At 47.9% G+C, this 16438-nt stretch carries 12 protein-coding genes; 2 read left to right on the plus strand and 10 right to left on the minus strand.

Features of this window, described 5'->3' with window-relative positions; all coding sequences use genetic code 11:
* Nucleotides 1-235: 235 nt before the first annotated feature.
* Nucleotides 236-2743 (plus strand): plasma-membrane proton-efflux P-type ATPase, encoded by a 2508-nt coding sequence (locus ACW73I_RS09030; protein ID WP_458028945.1) that lies wholly within the window; start codon nt 236-238, stop codon nt 2741-2743.
* 371 nt (nt 2744-3114) lie between these two features.
* On the opposite strand, the gene bfr is transcribed toward ACW73I_RS09030, so the two are convergent.
* Together bfr and ACW73I_RS09040 are read right to left on the minus strand one after the other, a co-directional pair.
* On the minus strand, nt 3115-3579 hold the full coding sequence (gene bfr / locus ACW73I_RS09035; RefSeq protein ID WP_458028946.1) for a bacterioferritin: 465 nt from the start codon (nt 3577-3579) through the stop codon (nt 3115-3117).
* 170 nt (nt 3580-3749) lie between these two features.
* Nucleotides 3750-4097: a phenylpyruvate tautomerase MIF-related protein gene (locus tag ACW73I_RS09040; RefSeq protein WP_458028947.1), complete on the minus strand. Its 348-nt coding sequence runs from the start codon at nt 4095-4097 to the stop codon at nt 3750-3752.
* Between the two features lie 75 nt (nt 4098-4172).
* Here ACW73I_RS09040 and ACW73I_RS09045 point away from each other — a divergent pair, with 75 nt between their 5' ends.
* Nucleotides 4173-4574 (plus strand): hypothetical protein, encoded by a 402-nt coding sequence (locus ACW73I_RS09045; RefSeq protein WP_458028948.1) that lies wholly within the window; start codon nt 4173-4175, stop codon nt 4572-4574.
* A 30-nt stretch (nt 4575-4604) separates the two neighbouring features.
* Here ACW73I_RS09045 and ACW73I_RS09050 read toward each other — a convergent pair whose 3' ends face one another.
* The 8 genes from ACW73I_RS09050 to rlmH all read right to left on the minus strand — a co-directional run bounded on the left by ACW73I_RS09050 (nt 4605) and on the right by rlmH (nt 16313).
* Nucleotides 4605-5126 (minus strand): hypothetical protein, encoded by a 522-nt coding sequence (locus ACW73I_RS09050; protein ID WP_458028949.1) that lies wholly within the window; start codon nt 5124-5126, stop codon nt 4605-4607.
* A gap of 202 nt (nt 5127-5328) precedes the next feature.
* Nucleotides 5329-7221: a diguanylate cyclase domain-containing protein gene (locus ACW73I_RS09055; RefSeq protein ID WP_458029042.1), complete on the minus strand. Its 1893-nt coding sequence runs from the start codon at nt 7219-7221 to the stop codon at nt 5329-5331.
* A gap of 1309 nt (nt 7222-8530) precedes the next feature.
* Nucleotides 8531-9121 carry a hypothetical protein gene (locus ACW73I_RS09060; RefSeq protein WP_458028951.1) on the minus strand — a complete coding sequence of 197 codons (591 nt, stop codon included), beginning with the start codon at nt 9119-9121 and terminating at the stop codon, nt 8531-8533.
* Nucleotides 9118-9936 (minus strand): carbon-nitrogen hydrolase family protein, encoded by an 819-nt coding sequence (locus ACW73I_RS09065; RefSeq protein ID WP_458028952.1) that lies wholly within the window; start codon nt 9934-9936, stop codon nt 9118-9120. Before ACW73I_RS09065 ends, ACW73I_RS09060 begins: the two co-directional genes overlap by 4 nt.
* 71 nt (nt 9937-10007) lie before the next feature.
* The gene (locus tag ACW73I_RS09070) at nt 10008-13805 is read right to left on the minus strand and encodes a YhdP family protein (RefSeq protein WP_458028953.1); all 3798 of its coding nucleotides are present in this window, start codon (nt 13803-13805) and stop codon (nt 10008-10010) included.
* Nucleotides 13806-13817: 12 nt separating this feature from the next.
* Nucleotides 13818-15272: a ribonuclease G gene (gene rng, locus ACW73I_RS09075; RefSeq protein ID WP_458028954.1), complete on the minus strand. Its 1455-nt coding sequence runs from the start codon at nt 15270-15272 to the stop codon at nt 13818-13820.
* Nucleotides 15269-15844 (minus strand): Maf family protein, encoded by a 576-nt coding sequence (locus tag ACW73I_RS09080; protein ID WP_458028955.1) that lies wholly within the window; start codon nt 15842-15844, stop codon nt 15269-15271. The genes rng and ACW73I_RS09080 overlap by 4 nt, the downstream gene beginning before the upstream one ends.
* Before the next feature lie 4 nt (nt 15845-15848).
* Nucleotides 15849-16313, minus strand: coding sequence for a 23S rRNA (pseudouridine(1915)-N(3))-methyltransferase RlmH (gene rlmH, locus ACW73I_RS09085; RefSeq protein ID WP_458028956.1), 465 nt, complete (start codon nt 16311-16313; stop codon nt 15849-15851).
* Nucleotides 16314-16438 lie beyond the last annotated feature (125 nt).

A 16438-nucleotide genomic window follows, 5' to 3' on the forward strand; every position in this document is an offset into this window, starting at 1 on the left:
CCTTTTGCCTTAACGCGCGTTATTCGCTGAATTTGAAAGTATTTTTCAACTCATTTAATAGGCATGAAAAACGCTAGCGATTAACTTGTGTTGCATTCGACGTTTAATGTATACAAACTGATCTTCGAGATATACACGATGTTCCGTATAGTTCGCCAGAGCGGCCCGGAAACCTCATTCAGCGCCTCTGAATCGAAGTTATCCTAACTCAAGCCATACCCATATAGGCCTCGCCATGACAAATAACACCCAGCCTCTACCACCACCTTTGGACCCCGATAAAATCAAAACCTTGGAGACCGACGCGGTATTGACGTATTTACGCTGTAACAGGAACGGCCTCTCCGGTTCGAGCGCCGAGGAACGGCTTGAGTTTTATGGCCCGAACGCCATTCAGGAAAAACACCAAAGCCCTTTGTTGAAGTTTTTGTCTTATTTCTGGGGACCAATCGCCTGGATGATAGAAATCGCCGCGATTCTATCCGCCGTGGTCCGCAACTACGAAGACCTGATAATCATATTAGTCATGTTGTTTTTTAATGCGATTGTCGGCTTCTGGCAGGAATATCAGGCCGGCAATGCCATCGAGCAATTAAAGAAAAATCTCGCCTTAAAAGCACGAGTATTTAGAGATAACGCGTGGCAAACGGTCGATGCCGACAACCTCGTTCCAGGCGATATCGTAAAAACACGACTTGGCGACGTCATCCCTGCCGACATCCTGTTACTGGAAGGCGACTATCTGACGGTCGACCAATCCGCTTTAACCGGCGAATCACTGCCGGTCGACAAGCATATAGGCGATTTACTCTACGCCAGCTCCGTTACGAAGCAAGGTGAAACTATCGGTGTCGTTACCGCTACCGGGGCAAATACGTTTTTCGGCAAAACGGCCAAGTTGGTGGGTAGCGCCAAAACCGTTTCGCATTTCAAAAAAGCCGTTATACAGATCGGCGATTATCTCATTTTCATCAGTCTGGCTTTAGTGTTCGTATTAGTATTGGTGGGAATAGAACGGCATTTGCCGTTGATGGAATTAGTGCAATTCGCTTTGATCCTGACGGTTGCCGCTATTCCTGTGGCACTTCCGGCCGTGCTATCGGTTACCATGGCGGTCGGCGCGATCCGATTAGCCAAATTGAAGGCCATCGTGTCAAGGCTGGAAGCCATCGAAGAACTGGCGGGCATGGATATTCTATGCTCAGATAAAACCGGCACCTTGACCCAGAACCGCTTGTCGATGGGCAAGCCGGTCGTTTTCGGCGGCACCGATAACACCGGCCTGATTCAAGCCGCTGCATTAGCATGCGACTTCGAAAATCCGGATGCCATCGATGGCGCGATTATTGAGTCGATCGATGATAAAGAGGCCCTGCAGGCTTTTCGGCAAGTCCATTTCATGCCTTTTGATCCTGTGCAAAAGCGCACCGAAGCGGAAATCAAATCCAAGCAAGGTCTTCATTTCAAGGCTAGCAAAGGCGCACCGCAAGTGGTCATCGATTTGTGCAAGCCGGATGAGGCCTTACGTAGGCAGGCGGAAGCCGTCGTAAACGAATTCGCCTCGAAAGGTTATCGAGCTTTGGGTATCGCCCGGACCGACGACAAGGGCCAATGGCAGTTTTTAGGCCTGTTGCCATTGTTCGACCCGCCACGAGACGATGCGGCCGACACCATCAAGCAGGCCAAGGAGCATGGCATCGACATCAAAATGGTCACAGGCGACAATCTGGCAATTGCACGTCAAATCGCCGGAGAACTGCATCTAGGCCAAAATATTCTGCCTGCCGAACAAATCATGCAAGCCAAGAACAAACAAAACATCATGCACGACGTAGCTCGATGCGCGGAACGCGCCGACGGTTTTGCCCAGGTATTTCCGGAACATAAATATTGGTTGGTTAAAGACTTGCAAGCCACCAACCACTTGGTCGGCATGACGGGCGACGGCGTTAACGACGCCCCGGCATTGAAACAGGCCGATGTCGGCATCGCCGTTTCCGGCGCCACGGACGCTGCGAGAGCCGCCGCCGACCTGGTTTTAACCGGCGACGGCCTCAGCGTCATCATCAACGCGATCGAAGAAGCGCGCCGTATTTTCGAGCGCATGAACGCCTATGCCGTTTACCGCATCACCGAAACCATGCGCATCATGCTGTTCATGGTCTCGGCCATATTGATCTACAACATCTATCCGATCACCGCGGTGATGATTATCCTGTTGGCGTTGTTGAACGATTTACCGATTCTGACCATCGCCAGGGACAATACGCACTTGTCGCCTACGCCGGTGCGTTGGGACATGCGCACCGTGTTAACCGTTGCCAGCGTGCTGGGCGTGCTGGGCGTGACGGAAACCTTTTTACTATTGATCGTCGCCAAAAACGAGTTTCAGATCGGCCTGGAGCAATTGCAAACAGTCATATTCTTAAAACTAGTGGTTTCCGGCCATTTAACGCTATTCGTTGCTCGAACCCGGAAATGTTTTTTGACGCGGCCATTCCCGGCGCCGATGCTGCTGCTTGCGATTGTCGGTACGCAAATATTTGCGGCTTTGATTGCCGGCATGGGTTGGTTTGTAACGCCGATACCGTGGGAATATGTCGGGATGATTTGGGCCTACTGTTTGTTTTGGGTGGTCGTAGAGGACGTCTTCAAATTAAGCGTATACCGACAACTTGGACAAAAAACCGGCAAGCATGGTCGGTTTCTGCATATGTTGAGTCATTCGCTGCATCGTCACTAAGATTTTACAGGACCCTCGAATCACTACGGTCCTGCACAATACGACATTCATCTAGTGGCTTATAAGCTAGCTTGTTTCCCCGGCTCGACAGAATTAAGGATTTGGCCAAAAACAACTTTCCGTTTTGCCGGTCCGAACCCTGGGCATACCGAATGATGAGCCCGTGAACCCTTCCATGGGGGCTTGACGGCAGCGCCCTTGCTGCCGGCATCCTCACTCGGTACGCCCCCAGTGACTATTGCCATATCGGGAAGTTATTTTGGACGATATCCTAAGGAGTAGCATGGCCATAGTCTTCACAAAAGGCGGCAACGAGGCCTAGTCTATTTTCGAGCGCTAAACTAAAAACAGACTAAAAGTACGCGCTTAGCTCAGATTTGCGACTGTAAATAATTTTGAATGCCGATTTGTTCGATCAGCTCCAACTGTGTTTCCAGCCAGTCTATATGCTCTTCCTCGCTTTCTAGGATATCTTCGAACAGCTCTCTGGTGATATAGTCATTAACGCTTTCACAATAAGCAATAGCTTCTCGTAACAGCGGCACCGCCATGTTTTCAAGCTTTAAGTCGCACTCCAACATTTCTTTTGGATGCTCACCGATCAGCAATTTGCCTAGACTTTGTAGATTGGGCAAACCTTCTAAGAACAATACGCGCTCGATCAGTTTGTCAGCATGCTTCATCTCATCGATGGATTCGTGATATTCCTTATCGTTGAGCTTGTGATAGCCCCAGTTTTTGTACATACGGGCATGCAAGAAATATTGATTGATCGCAGTCAATTCGTTTTCCAAAACTTTGTTCAAATATTCGATGACTTTTTTATCGCCTTGCATGGGAGTCTCCTTGGTTTTGATGCGGAAAACGGGGAATGTCCGCAGTTATCGGTGTCAGCGCAAATTACCATACTGATAGTCGGTAAACCAGTGCAATCAGTAAACACAGTATTATCAAATCGACTGCCAAATAAAGCGTTCAGCCTTTAATCGTATTCCGGCAGGCCAACCTAGCCGAAAGTCGAACCGTTCCACCCCCAAAATTCCGCAGGGCAATTACTAAATTCGATATATATCCGGTCAGGAGCTAATGATAATTTTGTCCCTAACAACTTAGGAATTGAGCAGGCCAATGCTTTGGTTTGTTCTGTCGATAAGCCGATACTTTTACATTCCAGGTAAGCCAACGGCTGGTTAGTACCACCGAACAACATGCTTCTGTCGCCAAAGATCTCCACCATCACGTAACGCTCCGGCTTACCGGTTTCCTTAGCCAACAGACCGGACAATTCCGCCAGCAATTGTTGCGATTGTTCCCTGGAAATATCGACATTTGTATTTAATTTCAAATAAGGCATTGCTATTCCTCGCTCTTTTAATAATGATTGGTAATCTTATCCATCAAACAACAATAATTCACCTTGGAGCATGCTATGAAATCACATCACTTGTTATCCGCAATCTTACTATTGTTCGCGAACGTCGATGCTGTTTACGCCTATGGTAGTAGTTCAAGTTCCAACACTTGTCATAAACCCACGTTCTCCGAGTTTCAGCCGGCGGCTAATAAATATCTGCAAAGCTTTCGAGCGTTTTCATTCGTTGCCTCTTCCAATACGACGGCCAGTTCTATTGAAGTCACTGTTAGCACCGGCAAGATCAAGCATCATTTTACAGCTAAGGAACTGGAAATTACCCCGAGAAGAAGCGGTCAGCTAGAAGTCAAAGGCAAGCTGAATCGCGATTTCCAACATGGCTTTGTCCGCATCAGCGCCTCGGCGCATAGCAAACCCGACTGCAAGAACTCTGACGGCTACTTGATCAGAGTTCAATAATGAACCGCAAGCTCAAACCGTCCGTGCGGATCAACGCAAATGAACGATTTTTTGTTCCACTTCGATGACCGCGCGATTCAAGAGACCGAACTGCTTATCCTCGACGAACTGCAAACCTAACGCATAAAAAATCGGCATCCATAACGGATTGATCATCATCGCACCTAAAATACTTTTGGCGGTGCGCATTAAATTCTTCAGTGGATTAAAGCCTTGGGTTAAAGAGGTTTTAGGATGTTCGACAAAAATTTCGTTGATGGGGCGCAATAACGACAAATCGACGCTGTCTAAATTGAGGCTAGCCAAAGCCAAGCGATCCCGAATCCTAAGAAAATTCAAGCGGGCCACGCACACCGAAACCACGAATGCCAAAGCCATCAAGGGCAGTAATACCTTGGGTGGGGCAATCGGCGCAAAAATCGGCGCCATCAATACCAAACTATAGCCCAGCATCAACACATCCTCTCCGCGTTCGACGTCTTTATCAACGCCGGCCACAATGGCCACTACAGGATGACGAACGGAATCAGTATAAACGTTTGTTTGCGACATAAAATTCTCCTTACCCAGAGAGAAGCGGACTTATTATCTATGCCGGAATAAACGCAAAAGTCAAACGATATTAAACAGGGAAATCGGCTATCAAAATTAGCTGTTACCGGTTTTCGCGTCCACTCCCGCGGTTTCCTGCCTTCTACCCGATGCTCAGCGGGAACAACGGAAAATTCGCTACAAGCAACGGAGGACGGTCAGTTTATTCTGATGTCATCCTTCGATCGACCTTCGAACTCTTAATATCGTACATCGCCACATCCGCGTGGTGTAACAAAGTCTTGGCATCCGTTCCATGATCCGGAAAGATGCTAATTCCGGCGCTGACGCCGATATTAACGTTATTTTCATCGATATAATAAGGCATGCAGATCGCATCGATGATGTGCTTAAGGGTTTTTTCCACCTTTTCGTAAGTACTCACGGCCTCAAGCAAAACCACAAACTCATCGCCGCCTAAGCGCGTGACGGTATCGGTATTACGCACAGTTCTGACCAATCTTTGCGCGACAAGCTTCAACAGCTGGTCGCCGACTTTATGGCCGAAAACATCGTTTACCGGCTTGAATTTATCCAAATCCAAAAATAAAACGGCAAACTTCGAATGATTGCGCATGGCTAATTGAATAGCGCGATCGAGCATGTCGTCGAACAACACGCGATTGGCCAAGCCGGTTAACGGGTCGTGATAGGCAATATGACGCAGTTGCGCTTCTTCCGCTTTGCGCTGGGAAATATCCGATAATATGGCGACGTAATGCGTCAGCTCGTTGCCGGCATTAGTGATCCGGTTAATACTGACCCTAACCGGCAACAAGGCACCGCTTTTCTTGCGATCGAACAACTCGCCCTGCCATTGTCCGCTATCATTCAGCGACTGCCACATCTGTTCATATTCGTTGTGGCTGGTGTAACCCGATTGCAGCATAGTGGGCGGTTTACCCAGCAACTCGTGTTCGTCGTAACCGGTCATCTTACATAAGGCCTGGTTAACCGAGACGATATGCATTACCGCATCGGTAATCAAGATTCCGTCACTACTGGCCGAAAAAACCGTTGCCGCTAATTTTAGCTGTTGCTCGGCTTGTTTGCGTTCAGTCAAATCCACGACATAAGCGATGCCAACTTCCTTCTCGCCAACCAGCATCGCAGCCCCGAATAGGATTGGCACGACATGTCCGTGTTTGTGAATCAAGGCCTTTTCGAAAGGATCGCAGCGCCCATGCATTAAAAGCTCGTCTATGGCTTGCCGATCCCTTTGCCTGAATTCGGATGGCGTAATTTCTCGCCAGTTGATAAGTTTGTACTTCAGATCGGCCCGATCATAACCGAGCATATTTAGAAACAGGTCGTTTGCTTCAACTACCAATCCGTCCATACGCCACGAGATAATACCTATCGTATTGGACTCCTTAAGCCTGCGAAAGCGTAATTCGCTGATTAACAGTTGCCGTTCCGAGCTGGCGATACTCTTGATAATTTGCCGACTGACCAGCACGCCAAGTCCTAAAACAATTAACAACACCAACAGCGTCAACTGCCAGGTGATCTTTTTGACCCATCGTGCACCTTCGCCGAGGGTCATCGAAAACTGATTTTCCAATTGCAGCAATTCATCATTGAGAGCACGTAACCGAACTCTCGAATCAACGAGCTGCTCCGTTTGTCCATTGGACGACTTAATTTCATTTCGAATTTGTTCACCGACCAGTTTTAACGCTTCTATAGTTTGGTCTGCCGTTTCCCAAATCATCACTGCATCACGCATATAGGAGATACGCTGAAACTTTAGAAAAAAATCAATCATGGACTGTATATCGTCCGGATGATTCTGACCCTGCACAAACCCGATCCTAGCCTCTTCGTAATCCGGAGGAATCTGTAATAACGCTAGTCTTGCCCGCTTATCACCACCGATAACCTTAAGCGCATCCCGATAGGCGTAGTAGTCTGCTTCGTCTCGGCTATAGGAGTAACTGCTTAGATGAAAAACCGCATCCTTCTGCGCTTTAGCCCATAATCCTTCACCCCTGACATAGGCCCGAACACCATCAAAAATATTGCCGTACCAAGAAATTAAGCTGCCCGACAACACAGAAATCAAAACGAAAAGCGAGACAATGAAAACCACCTTCCCTTCTGTAGAAAGTTTAGGACGCCATATTCGGTATTTTTTCGTTCCCATGTAATTCAATGCACTGAGCATCTCTAACGTCTTTACTCATAATATTACTTTATATTGATTTAATGACCTCCCGTTCGAAAAGAAAAAACACCGTGGATCACATAATGAGCAATTTCGAAATCGATTCGCGCTTGATTAAAGCGTGAACAATCCTTTTTATCTTGATTAATTAGTGCTTGAAAGGAAGCACGCTTTTTTCATATTTCCGCTGGCTCGCTGATCATAATTCCAACGGTTATTCGGCGTAGGCCGGCCTGTTTTTTCTTCTGATCGTACTCAATGATGCAAATCAGCCGTTTTGGGCGAATTTTGGACACACCTTTCCCGTTTTTCGGGCTTTTTCCATCACCGGACCTTGTCGTTAGGCGGCTTTTATATACGGGTTCGTCGTCGATTCGCTTCTTATTGTTCTTGCTCGCGCAAAATGACGCCTATCCTTGTCACCGATTAACGGTTCCAGGACCAAGGGCTCTATTTTATAACCGAATGCGTCTTCGCAGACATCAACCCATATTTCTTCTGCAACGATCTGAATACCGTCATTCCTTGGAAGGCTTGCCACGTTTCATCGCTGGGCGAATACGAAGTCAAAGATTGTTTCAACGCGATAAAAGCTTTATGTTCGTCATGCACCGGAATTATTCCTCTATGACCGTCTCAAGCTGTAAATGAGTTTTTCACTTCCATATCATTACAACCGATTATCATGCACAGATGAGAGTTCGATAACGTTGACCCAAGCTAGTGATAAATTTCGTAAATTAGTTACCGTATTTTTAAGTTGTGACCCTCTAACCTCTCGTCGCCGCCATTTAACCGAACAACCCCAGCGCGTCAAACCTTCGGGCGGCATTTTTTCCGGCTGCGTCAATAGCCTGTTTCTGAAGTCTGCGCCATTTGCCGGCCCGAGCCTTGGATACGCCCGGTGGTTATCTGTTAGTTTTGCTTGCCTTCCGTGCCGGTCAATACGATCGGCGCACGCTCCGTCAGTCGCCGTTCGGCGCTATGGCTTGCGATAATTTTTCGGATGTACTCTGTCCGCATCGCTCGGTTTGATTTCCGGGGCTCTTCTTGGTACGCCTCAGGGTCCGCACCGGCAAAACGGGAAGTTGTTTTTGGCCAAATCCTAAGGTAATCCAATTATTAAATTAAACACTAGGCGTTACTTTGCAAAATGAATAATGTCTATGCGACCGAATCCGGTACTACAGGAATTATGTCAATTTTCGTCGTCGTTACGGTCGCGATTAATGATTTTTTCATCAATAATCTTATGTAAAAATCGCACTAATTCCGCGGAGCCGTCTTCACCGAACTCTAACTGATCAGGCTTGCTTAGGGCGGCGTTGACGTCGACGCCCAAGATACCGTCTTTTAGGGTGATGTAATAGTCCGCTTCCGCATAATTGTCCTCGGAAAAGATGTCAAAAAGAGTTTCTTTCTTTCCTGCGGTATCCGGATCGTAGCGAACCTGAATACGATTTTCCTCGCGGTTTTTATCTAAGACTTTTATGTTGCCTATCTTGAGTGCGACGATTAGCATCTCCCACGCGCGATCCAGACGGGTTTTCAACGTTAATTTCGGAAACTTCCCATCGTCCTGAAAGTCGACCAATCCCGCTAACGGAGAGGCCGGCTTAGGCTCAAGGTCGTCAGCGGAAACGGAAGCTTGGGATTGAGTGTGTTCGATATGCAATTCCGGAGGTAATTCGAGTATGTGCGTATCGCGATAACGCTCCGATGTATCGGCGCATCCGACCATAAGCAGCGCGTGCAGCGAGCACGTAACATATGTCCCGATCTTTTTCATGAACAAAAAAACCGCCGGTGATCAAGAGCCGGAAATGCCGCCCGCGTTTTCTCCAGCCGGCTCTTATCGATATCGCCGGTAACGATACCCGGCCCTGTTTTATAACAATCGAGAACCACTCCCCACGGATCAATGATCATGCTGTGTCCGAAAGTCTGGCGCCCGTTAACATGAAAGCCGCCTTGATTCGGCGCGATCACGTAACACAGATTTTCGATGGCTCGAGCGCGTAATAGTATTTCCCAATGTGCGGCGCCCGTTTTCGCGGTGAATGCGGACGGAATAACGATAACATCTAAGCCTTTCCGGGTCATCGGCCGAAAAAACTCTGGGAACCGTAGGTCGTAACACACAGCCAAGCCGATGCGGCCAACAGGAGTGTCGATCACACAGGATTCTTCGCCCGCTTCAACGGAATCCGATTCCCGGTATTCCTCAGCGGAGTCCGGTACGGCAACATCAAATAAATGTACTTTATCGTAACGTGCGACACGTCGCCCTTGATCGTCATAAACTAAGCAGCTAGCGCGGACTTTGGTATCGGCCGTAGCGTGCATTGGAATAGTTCCTCCAATCACCCAAATGCCGTATTTCTTCGCTACGGAGCTTAAAAATTCCTGAATCGGACCTTCTCCATCGGTCTCCCGCACGTTAATTTTGTCGTACTCGTTCATTCCCATGATGGCGAAATTCTCGGGTAATGCCACTAATTTGGCCCCTTTGCTCGCGGCCTCGGCGATTTGTTTTTCGGCTTCTAATAGGTTAGCGTTGACTTGAGGACCTGACGCCATTTGGATCGCAGCACAGATTGTCATAGATTATCCTTATTATTTTTTTATGTTGTTCCGAAATAAAAATGAGTAAGAGATGTCGCGGGGGTGCATAATTATTTTGTAATCGAATCGAGCCAGTCGAACTCTGTCAAGCCTCTCCAAGTCTTATTAAGTAATCCATCCTCTTCGTGAAGCGGCGTTACTTCGACATTGTTCCACTTACCGGTTAGTTGATATTGTGACCCAAAAAAATAACCTTCTTTATAATCGTCAGTTACCGCTTGCGTGATGATGCTGGCAATCCCGCCGACGATTGTACCAGCAATGGGTACTGCGTCGGAACTCTTTGGTATCACCGCCACGCGTTGATTTATGGTCTTGTTGACCAGATTGGTAAAACCGGCAATATTGAAAGTAGCGGCCATGGCATCGATCGATAAGTCGTTGGTGAAAGCTAAACCGTTCTTTATTTTGAAATTTCCCAGTATCGAGTCGAACGCCAATCCCTCACGATAGATATCGCTGAAGTCCAAGCTTAGTCGTTTTACCCATTGTTCCATAGCGATCAGGCCAAGCAGCCGGCCGAATCCCGGTTCGATGCTAGAGATGCGGCCGTCTCTTAGCTCGATACGTATTTGTCCATTCAAACGGTCCATCGAAAACTGATGAGGCCCGCCCGTCCATTCGCCGTTGACATCGATATTGGCGGATGTTTCCTTGAAATCATCCGTAACCCTTAGTTGCGACAATAGGCGGCCGAAGTGATCCATTTTCAGATTACCTCGGATCTGAGTGCTGGTACCGGAAGGTTGTTCTAACCAATCGCCGGTAAGATCCATTATTCCTTTATCGTTTTGTACACGAATCGTTTTAAAGTGAATACCCTTGCTTAAACGTTCGGTTTGCAACTGTAAGCTCCCTAAATTCACTGAGTGCCAAAGCAATTTTTCACTATTCAGGTCGATTAGTGGTAATGAACTTGCGGTGACGTTATTTACACCTGCGAAGCTCATCTTCTCCATGCCTGTAAGATTCCAATATTCCATATCAAATCGCATATGATCGTTTCCGCTAAGCTTGTCAGGAATCCGGAATCGTCCCTTCGCCAGAGAGCTATCGATGATGCCGTCCCATGTTTGATTAACGCGCCGGACTTGGCAGTGCATAGCGCCTAGCTCCTGTTCCCCCCACAGCAGGTTTTCCGTGTCGATGGTAATCTCTCTAAGTGGAGGGAGGCTGCTTTCATCGCTCGCACTGAAACCACCGATGGCATCGGACAAGTTGAAAGTCGGTTGTTTGATATCAATCGTTATGCCGGCATTGTTGTAACGATTAGCACGGCCTTGCCCGATTACTATATTGCCGGAATATAGGCGATCGCGATTTTTGTCGACTAGTAAAAAAGCCTGCAATCGGTTGCCATAACTTACCTGCAACGGCATTAACGCTGCGTTATCGAACTCAAAATTCAAATGTAACGGTATTTCATCCGGCGCCGTTTTTTCGAGATGGGCTAAACCGTTAATGTTGACGCCTTTCAGCGAGCTGGTAATGTCCAATAAACCGGGCCGTTCGTCGCTATAGGGTAGCGTCAACTTTGCATGATAAGAAAACTCGCCTGTTACCGAATCGTTTTGTAGAAACGTAAATTGATTTTCCAAGTGTTCGATATCGGAATCGCCATCTATTTTGAGATAAGTGGCATCGTCATCGCTATTCAATTCACCTAGTATTGAATACCCCAATGCACGAGCATTTAAAGGTCCGCTGCCTATTCTGTCTTCGGTAAATTTCAATACGCCCTTGATGCCGTCCACCTTCAGATTGATAGGTTTTAATGTTAGCTCTGCACCATTTAAGCTGGCATTAACGTTGACTTGGGCGGGCTCTTCCAATTCATAAGGAATTTTCAACTCCAAATCGACGCGTGTGCTTCCTTTTGCGTCGATTAAATTCACAATCGGATCAATTTTTTCCTTTAAAGGAGATTTTTCCAGAAGTCCAAAGGCGTTCATAATCTTGGAGTTCAATTGTCCCCAGACATAAACATATTCGCCGTCCGCTAAGTCCGGCATCGTGACAACGGCTTGATCAATCTCGACCTGTTCGCTACGGCCATCCCATATAGCAACCTGCAAGTCGTTCCGCAAAAATTGCACATCGGCGTATAAATCGCGCAGATGAGGCCAATCCTGATTAAACTGAAACTCGCCGTTTTCAATCGTAAACACCGTTTCGAAGCGGCCTTGCCCGCGAGCAAACGGAAATTGATCGAGTGCGCCTTCGATGACCATTTCACCTCGATTTATTTGGCCGGCGACGAAAGCGTCGTCAAGCCATTCGACGGCGCCTTCGTTCATGATCTTGGCAGGCAAATATCGATGCACTTGACTAATATCGGTGAATTCGCCGAAACGTGTTCGCATATCCAGCACGGGCGAGGCGCCGGCTTTTGAAATCAACAGATTAAAATCAGTGACGGTCTTAAACTCGGTGCTATCGGCTACTAGGTTTCGGCTATAGAATTGCCAGGCATCGTGCGTTTGCCACCAATGAACGCTGCCTTGTACTCGTTTGATATTGATGGCGTTTCTAAACAGTTCGTCGACTTTGGCCAGCGCATCGTGGGTATCAAGAATAATTTGGCCGTAGCGATTATTCGCACTGATTTCCCCGCTTAGGTTGAGTATTTGAGGTATGGCACCGAAGGAGTCGACACTTAAACCATCGAAGCGGCCGCGAACTGCATAATTATCAAAATCGTTACTGACGAATACACTGACATCGCGTAGTCGTCCTTTCGGGTTAAGTTTTAACCAGTCGGCATAAGTGTGCTCCACAGGCACAAACAGTGGCGCCAAAAACATGGCTGCGGGCAAATCCAATTGCTTTATGATGGCCGATAGGTCGCCTTGAACATCTTGCTGTAAGTAGAAAGAACCCTCGGGCCAGCGTTGTCGTTGGGTGTAGATATTGACGTCATAACCGGCCAGACGCCAACGATCTTCGTTATTACTCCATGAAAAATTGGCCTGGAATGTGTCCATCTGCAAAGGTGGCCCTTGATTTTTGCTGATACTGATTTGTTGGGCCTGGATATAGCCATCAATTTGATAGGGATTGGAATCTCGCCATAGACTCCAGACTCTAATGTCGCCCGCCCCTGATTGAAGGATTAAGCCAAATGGCAAATCGCCTGTGACCAAGGCTGAAGCTTGCAGATCCGTGCCTTCGATATAAAGCTGGCCGCCAATATCCTTGCCTTGAGCTATATTGCCGGTGATTAGCGCAGAGATGCGCAGGCTATCGCCGTATTGCTTTGGCAAGTCACTGACAAGATGTACTTCGTGACTGCGGCCGCCATAGTGATTTTTCAGGACGAAATCGATATGGTCAAAATGTACTTGATCACCATGCCGTTTTAAATCCTGCCAACTAATTTGACTATCCAAGATTTCATATTTGCCGCCGCTTAATAGCCAAACAGGCGGTTCGTCGCTTGCCTGCAGGCCTTTGATCGAAAAGTTTCCATCGATATTTCGAGTGATGCTGACTTTCGCGCCGACCAAAGTGACGCGAGTGGAAGACAGCCAATCTTGGCGGCGCAATAAGGTCCAAAAATCAATGCCGAGACGAATTTCTCGAAGTTGAATGTCGGGCTTTGCTTTGGAATCGTCGGCTTCGACACTGATTTCACGCAAGATGACTTCCGGGTTGAAGCCTCGCATGCCGGCTTCCAGCTTGCCGATGCGAATCGGTGTCTCGGTGATGTGGCGAATTTTTTGTTCCAGTTCCAGCTGGTAATTATCTAAGCTGGCTAGAAAAACGCGTGCCGCGGTCAATAGCAATGCTATGGCAATCAGCGACCAAAACAGCAGATGACGGGTTGCCCGGGTTATATGACCAATCACGAAATGCAAGACCTACAGCAATACGACGTCGTAATGTTCCTGGTTGTATTCGGCTTCAGCCCGGATCTTAATAGCCACTTTTAAAAAGACTTCCAACTCGGCAAGCATATCCGCCTCTTCATCCAATAACATTTCTACCACCTGCTCGGATGCCAGCACCAGTATTTGTTGCACACTATATTGTCTTACCACGCGAATGATTTCACGGAAAATTTCCAAACAAATCGATTCGGCGGTTTTTAGTACGCCGCGGCCTCCGCATGTAGTGCAAGGTTCACAGAGAATATGTTCCAAGCTCTCGCGTGTACGCTTGCGGGTCATCTCTACCAAGCCGAGTGCCGAAACTTCGGTGATCTTTGTTTTTGCGTGATCCTTGTCAAGGTTGCGTTGCAGTGCTGTCATAACTTGTTTTTTATGGTCTTCGCTCTGCATATCGATGAAATCGATGATGATGATGCCGCCCAAGTTACGCAGGCGCAGCTGCCGCGAAATGGCTTGGGCGGCTTCCAGATTGGTTTTGAAGATGGTTTCTTCCAGGTTGCGTCCGCCCACATAACCGCCGGTATTAACGTCTACCGTGGTCATGGACTCGGTTTGATCGAATACCAAATGCCCGCCCGACTTTAATTTGACTTTGCGATCCAGCGCCTTGCTGATTTCATCCTCGACATTGTAAATATCGAACACGGGCCGCTCGCCCGAATAATGCTCGATGACCGGCACCACTTCGGGCACGAAGGTTTCGGCGAATTCGATCAGTCGCAAGAAGGTTTCCTTGGAATCGACCCGGACTTTTTCTATGCCTTCTTTATATAAGTCGCGCAGGGTGCGAACGCTGAGCGGCAGATCTTCGTGAATAAGAGATTTGATCTTGGCTTTTTTACTCTTTTCCAGAATGGATTCCCAGAGTTTGTATAAAAAAGTCATGTCGGAATACAGAATCGCTTCCTCGACGCATTCGGCCGCCGTTCGCGCAATAAAGCCGCCGGGCACGGCGTGCTTTTGTAGATAACCCTCTATGCAGGCGCGCAGGCGGACTCTTTCTTCTTCGCTTTCGATACGCTGCGAAACGCCGGAATTAGCCGCATAAGGCATATAGACCTGATAGCGCGAAGGAATCGAAATATCAGTGGTTAGGCGCGCGCCTTTGTTCCCTAGAGGGTCTTTGGTCACTTGCACGACGATTTTCTGACCTTCCTTTAAATAATGTTCGATATTTTCCGAACCACCTTCCAATTCCTGGCTGTTGAAATCGGATAAATGTAAAAACGCGGCTTTTTCCAGGCCGATATCGACAAAAGCCGCCTGCATGCCGGGCAGTACCCGGCATACCTCGCCCTTATAGATGTTGCCGACCAAACCTTTTTGACGAACCCGCTCGATAATGAGTTCCTGCAATACGCCGTTTTCGATTACCGCCACCCGGGTTTCGGGCGGCGTTACGTTAATTAAAATTTCTTCACTCATGTGATGACTCTGATTCCTTGTTTAGCTAATAGTTGTGCTGTTTCGAACAGCGGCAAGCCCATCACCCCGGAAAAACTACCCCTAATCGATTCTACGAATATGCTGCCCAAACCTTGAATGGCATATGCACCGGCCTTGTCGTACGGTTCGCCCGTTAGCCAATAGCTCAAGATTTCGCTATCGCCTAACTTTCTAAATGTTACTTCGCTAACGCTCATTGCTTGCCAATGACCATGACCCCTAAGTGATACGGCGCTGTACACTTCGTGGCTGCGGCCGGAAAGTTTGCTCAACATTTCAAGCGCATGCGCTTCGTTTCGGGGCTTGCCCAAGATTTCTCCATCGCAGACTACGCAAGTGTCCGCGGCCAAAACCGGTAAATTACCCGTTAGTAAAGCGCGGCATGCCGCCGATTTTTCATTGGCGACACGCTCGGTATAGGCCAATGCCGATTCGCCCGTCCACGGACTTTCGTCAATGTCGACTGCATGAATTGAATGGCTGATGCCGATTTGGTTTAACAATTCGCTACGGCGAGGGGAGGCAGAGGCAAGAACAAGTTGGGAGTCCATGTAGTTAACGATGATAAGGATGGTTGTTTAAAAGACTCCACGTACGGTAAATTTGTTCCGCCACTATCACTCGCACTAGCGGATGTGGGAACGTTAAAGGAGACAAACTCCAACATTCCTGAGCACGGTCTCTGACATTCTGAGATAGACCTTCCGGACCGCCAATCATCAACGCTACCGGTTGCCCGATCGACAGCCAACGTTGCAGCGATGTCGCTAAATCCTCGGTGCTCCAGGGTTTGCCGGGAATATCGAGCGTGACGATATGGGAGCGTGGTGGCAGTGCCGCCAGCATGCGTTGGCCTTCTTCTTTGGTGATTCGCGCGATATCACCGCTACGGCGTTTGTCAGGCGTGATTTCTTTTAATATTAGCTCACATTCGCGCGGTAGGCGTTTGGCGTATTCATTATAGCCTTGCTGTATCCAGTTCGGCATTTTATTGCCGACGGCGATTAGATGAATTTGCATGACTTAAAAATGACACGGATTTCCATTTGTTTGTGTTTTTCCAGTGATCTAACGAGGAATCTGGCTAGGTTACACGAAGCGATTAAGTTTGCGAAATCGATCAGGTCGAGACCTCCAAGGTATTG

This window comes from Methylomonas sp. MgM2, assembly GCF_054172045.1.

What these genes read in the sequence shown, in the direction of transcription:
- ACW73I_RS09030 (WP_458028945.1), top strand. Translation starts at nt 236, where the DNA reads ATGACAAATAACACCCAGCCTCTACCACCACCTTTGGACCCCGATAAA.
- bfr (WP_458028946.1), bottom strand. Translation starts at nt 3,579, where the DNA reads ATGCAAGGCGATAAAAAAGTCATCGAATATTTGAACAAAGTTTTGGAA.
- ACW73I_RS09040 (WP_458028947.1), bottom strand. Translation starts at nt 4,097, where the DNA reads ATGCCTTATTTGAAATTAAATACAAATGTCGATATTTCCAGGGAACAA.
- ACW73I_RS09045 (WP_458028948.1), top strand. Translation starts at nt 4,173, where the DNA reads ATGAAATCACATCACTTGTTATCCGCAATCTTACTATTGTTCGCGAAC.
- ACW73I_RS09050 (WP_458028949.1), bottom strand. Translation starts at nt 5,126, where the DNA reads ATGTCGCAAACAAACGTTTATACTGATTCCGTTCGTCATCCTGTAGTG.
- ACW73I_RS09060 (WP_458028951.1), bottom strand. Translation starts at nt 9,121, where the DNA reads ATGAAAAAGATCGGGACATATGTTACGTGCTCGCTGCACGCGCTGCTT.
- ACW73I_RS09065 (WP_458028952.1), bottom strand. Translation starts at nt 9,936, where the DNA reads ATGACAATCTGTGCTGCGATCCAAATGGCGTCAGGTCCTCAAGTCAAC.
- rng (WP_458028954.1), bottom strand. Translation starts at nt 15,272, where the DNA reads ATGAGTGAAGAAATTTTAATTAACGTAACGCCGCCCGAAACCCGGGTG.
- ACW73I_RS09080 (WP_458028955.1), bottom strand. Translation starts at nt 15,844, where the DNA reads ATGGACTCCCAACTTGTTCTTGCCTCTGCCTCCCCTCGCCGTAGCGAA.
- rlmH (WP_458028956.1), bottom strand. Translation starts at nt 16,313, where the DNA reads ATGCAAATTCATCTAATCGCCGTCGGCAATAAAATGCCGAACTGGATA.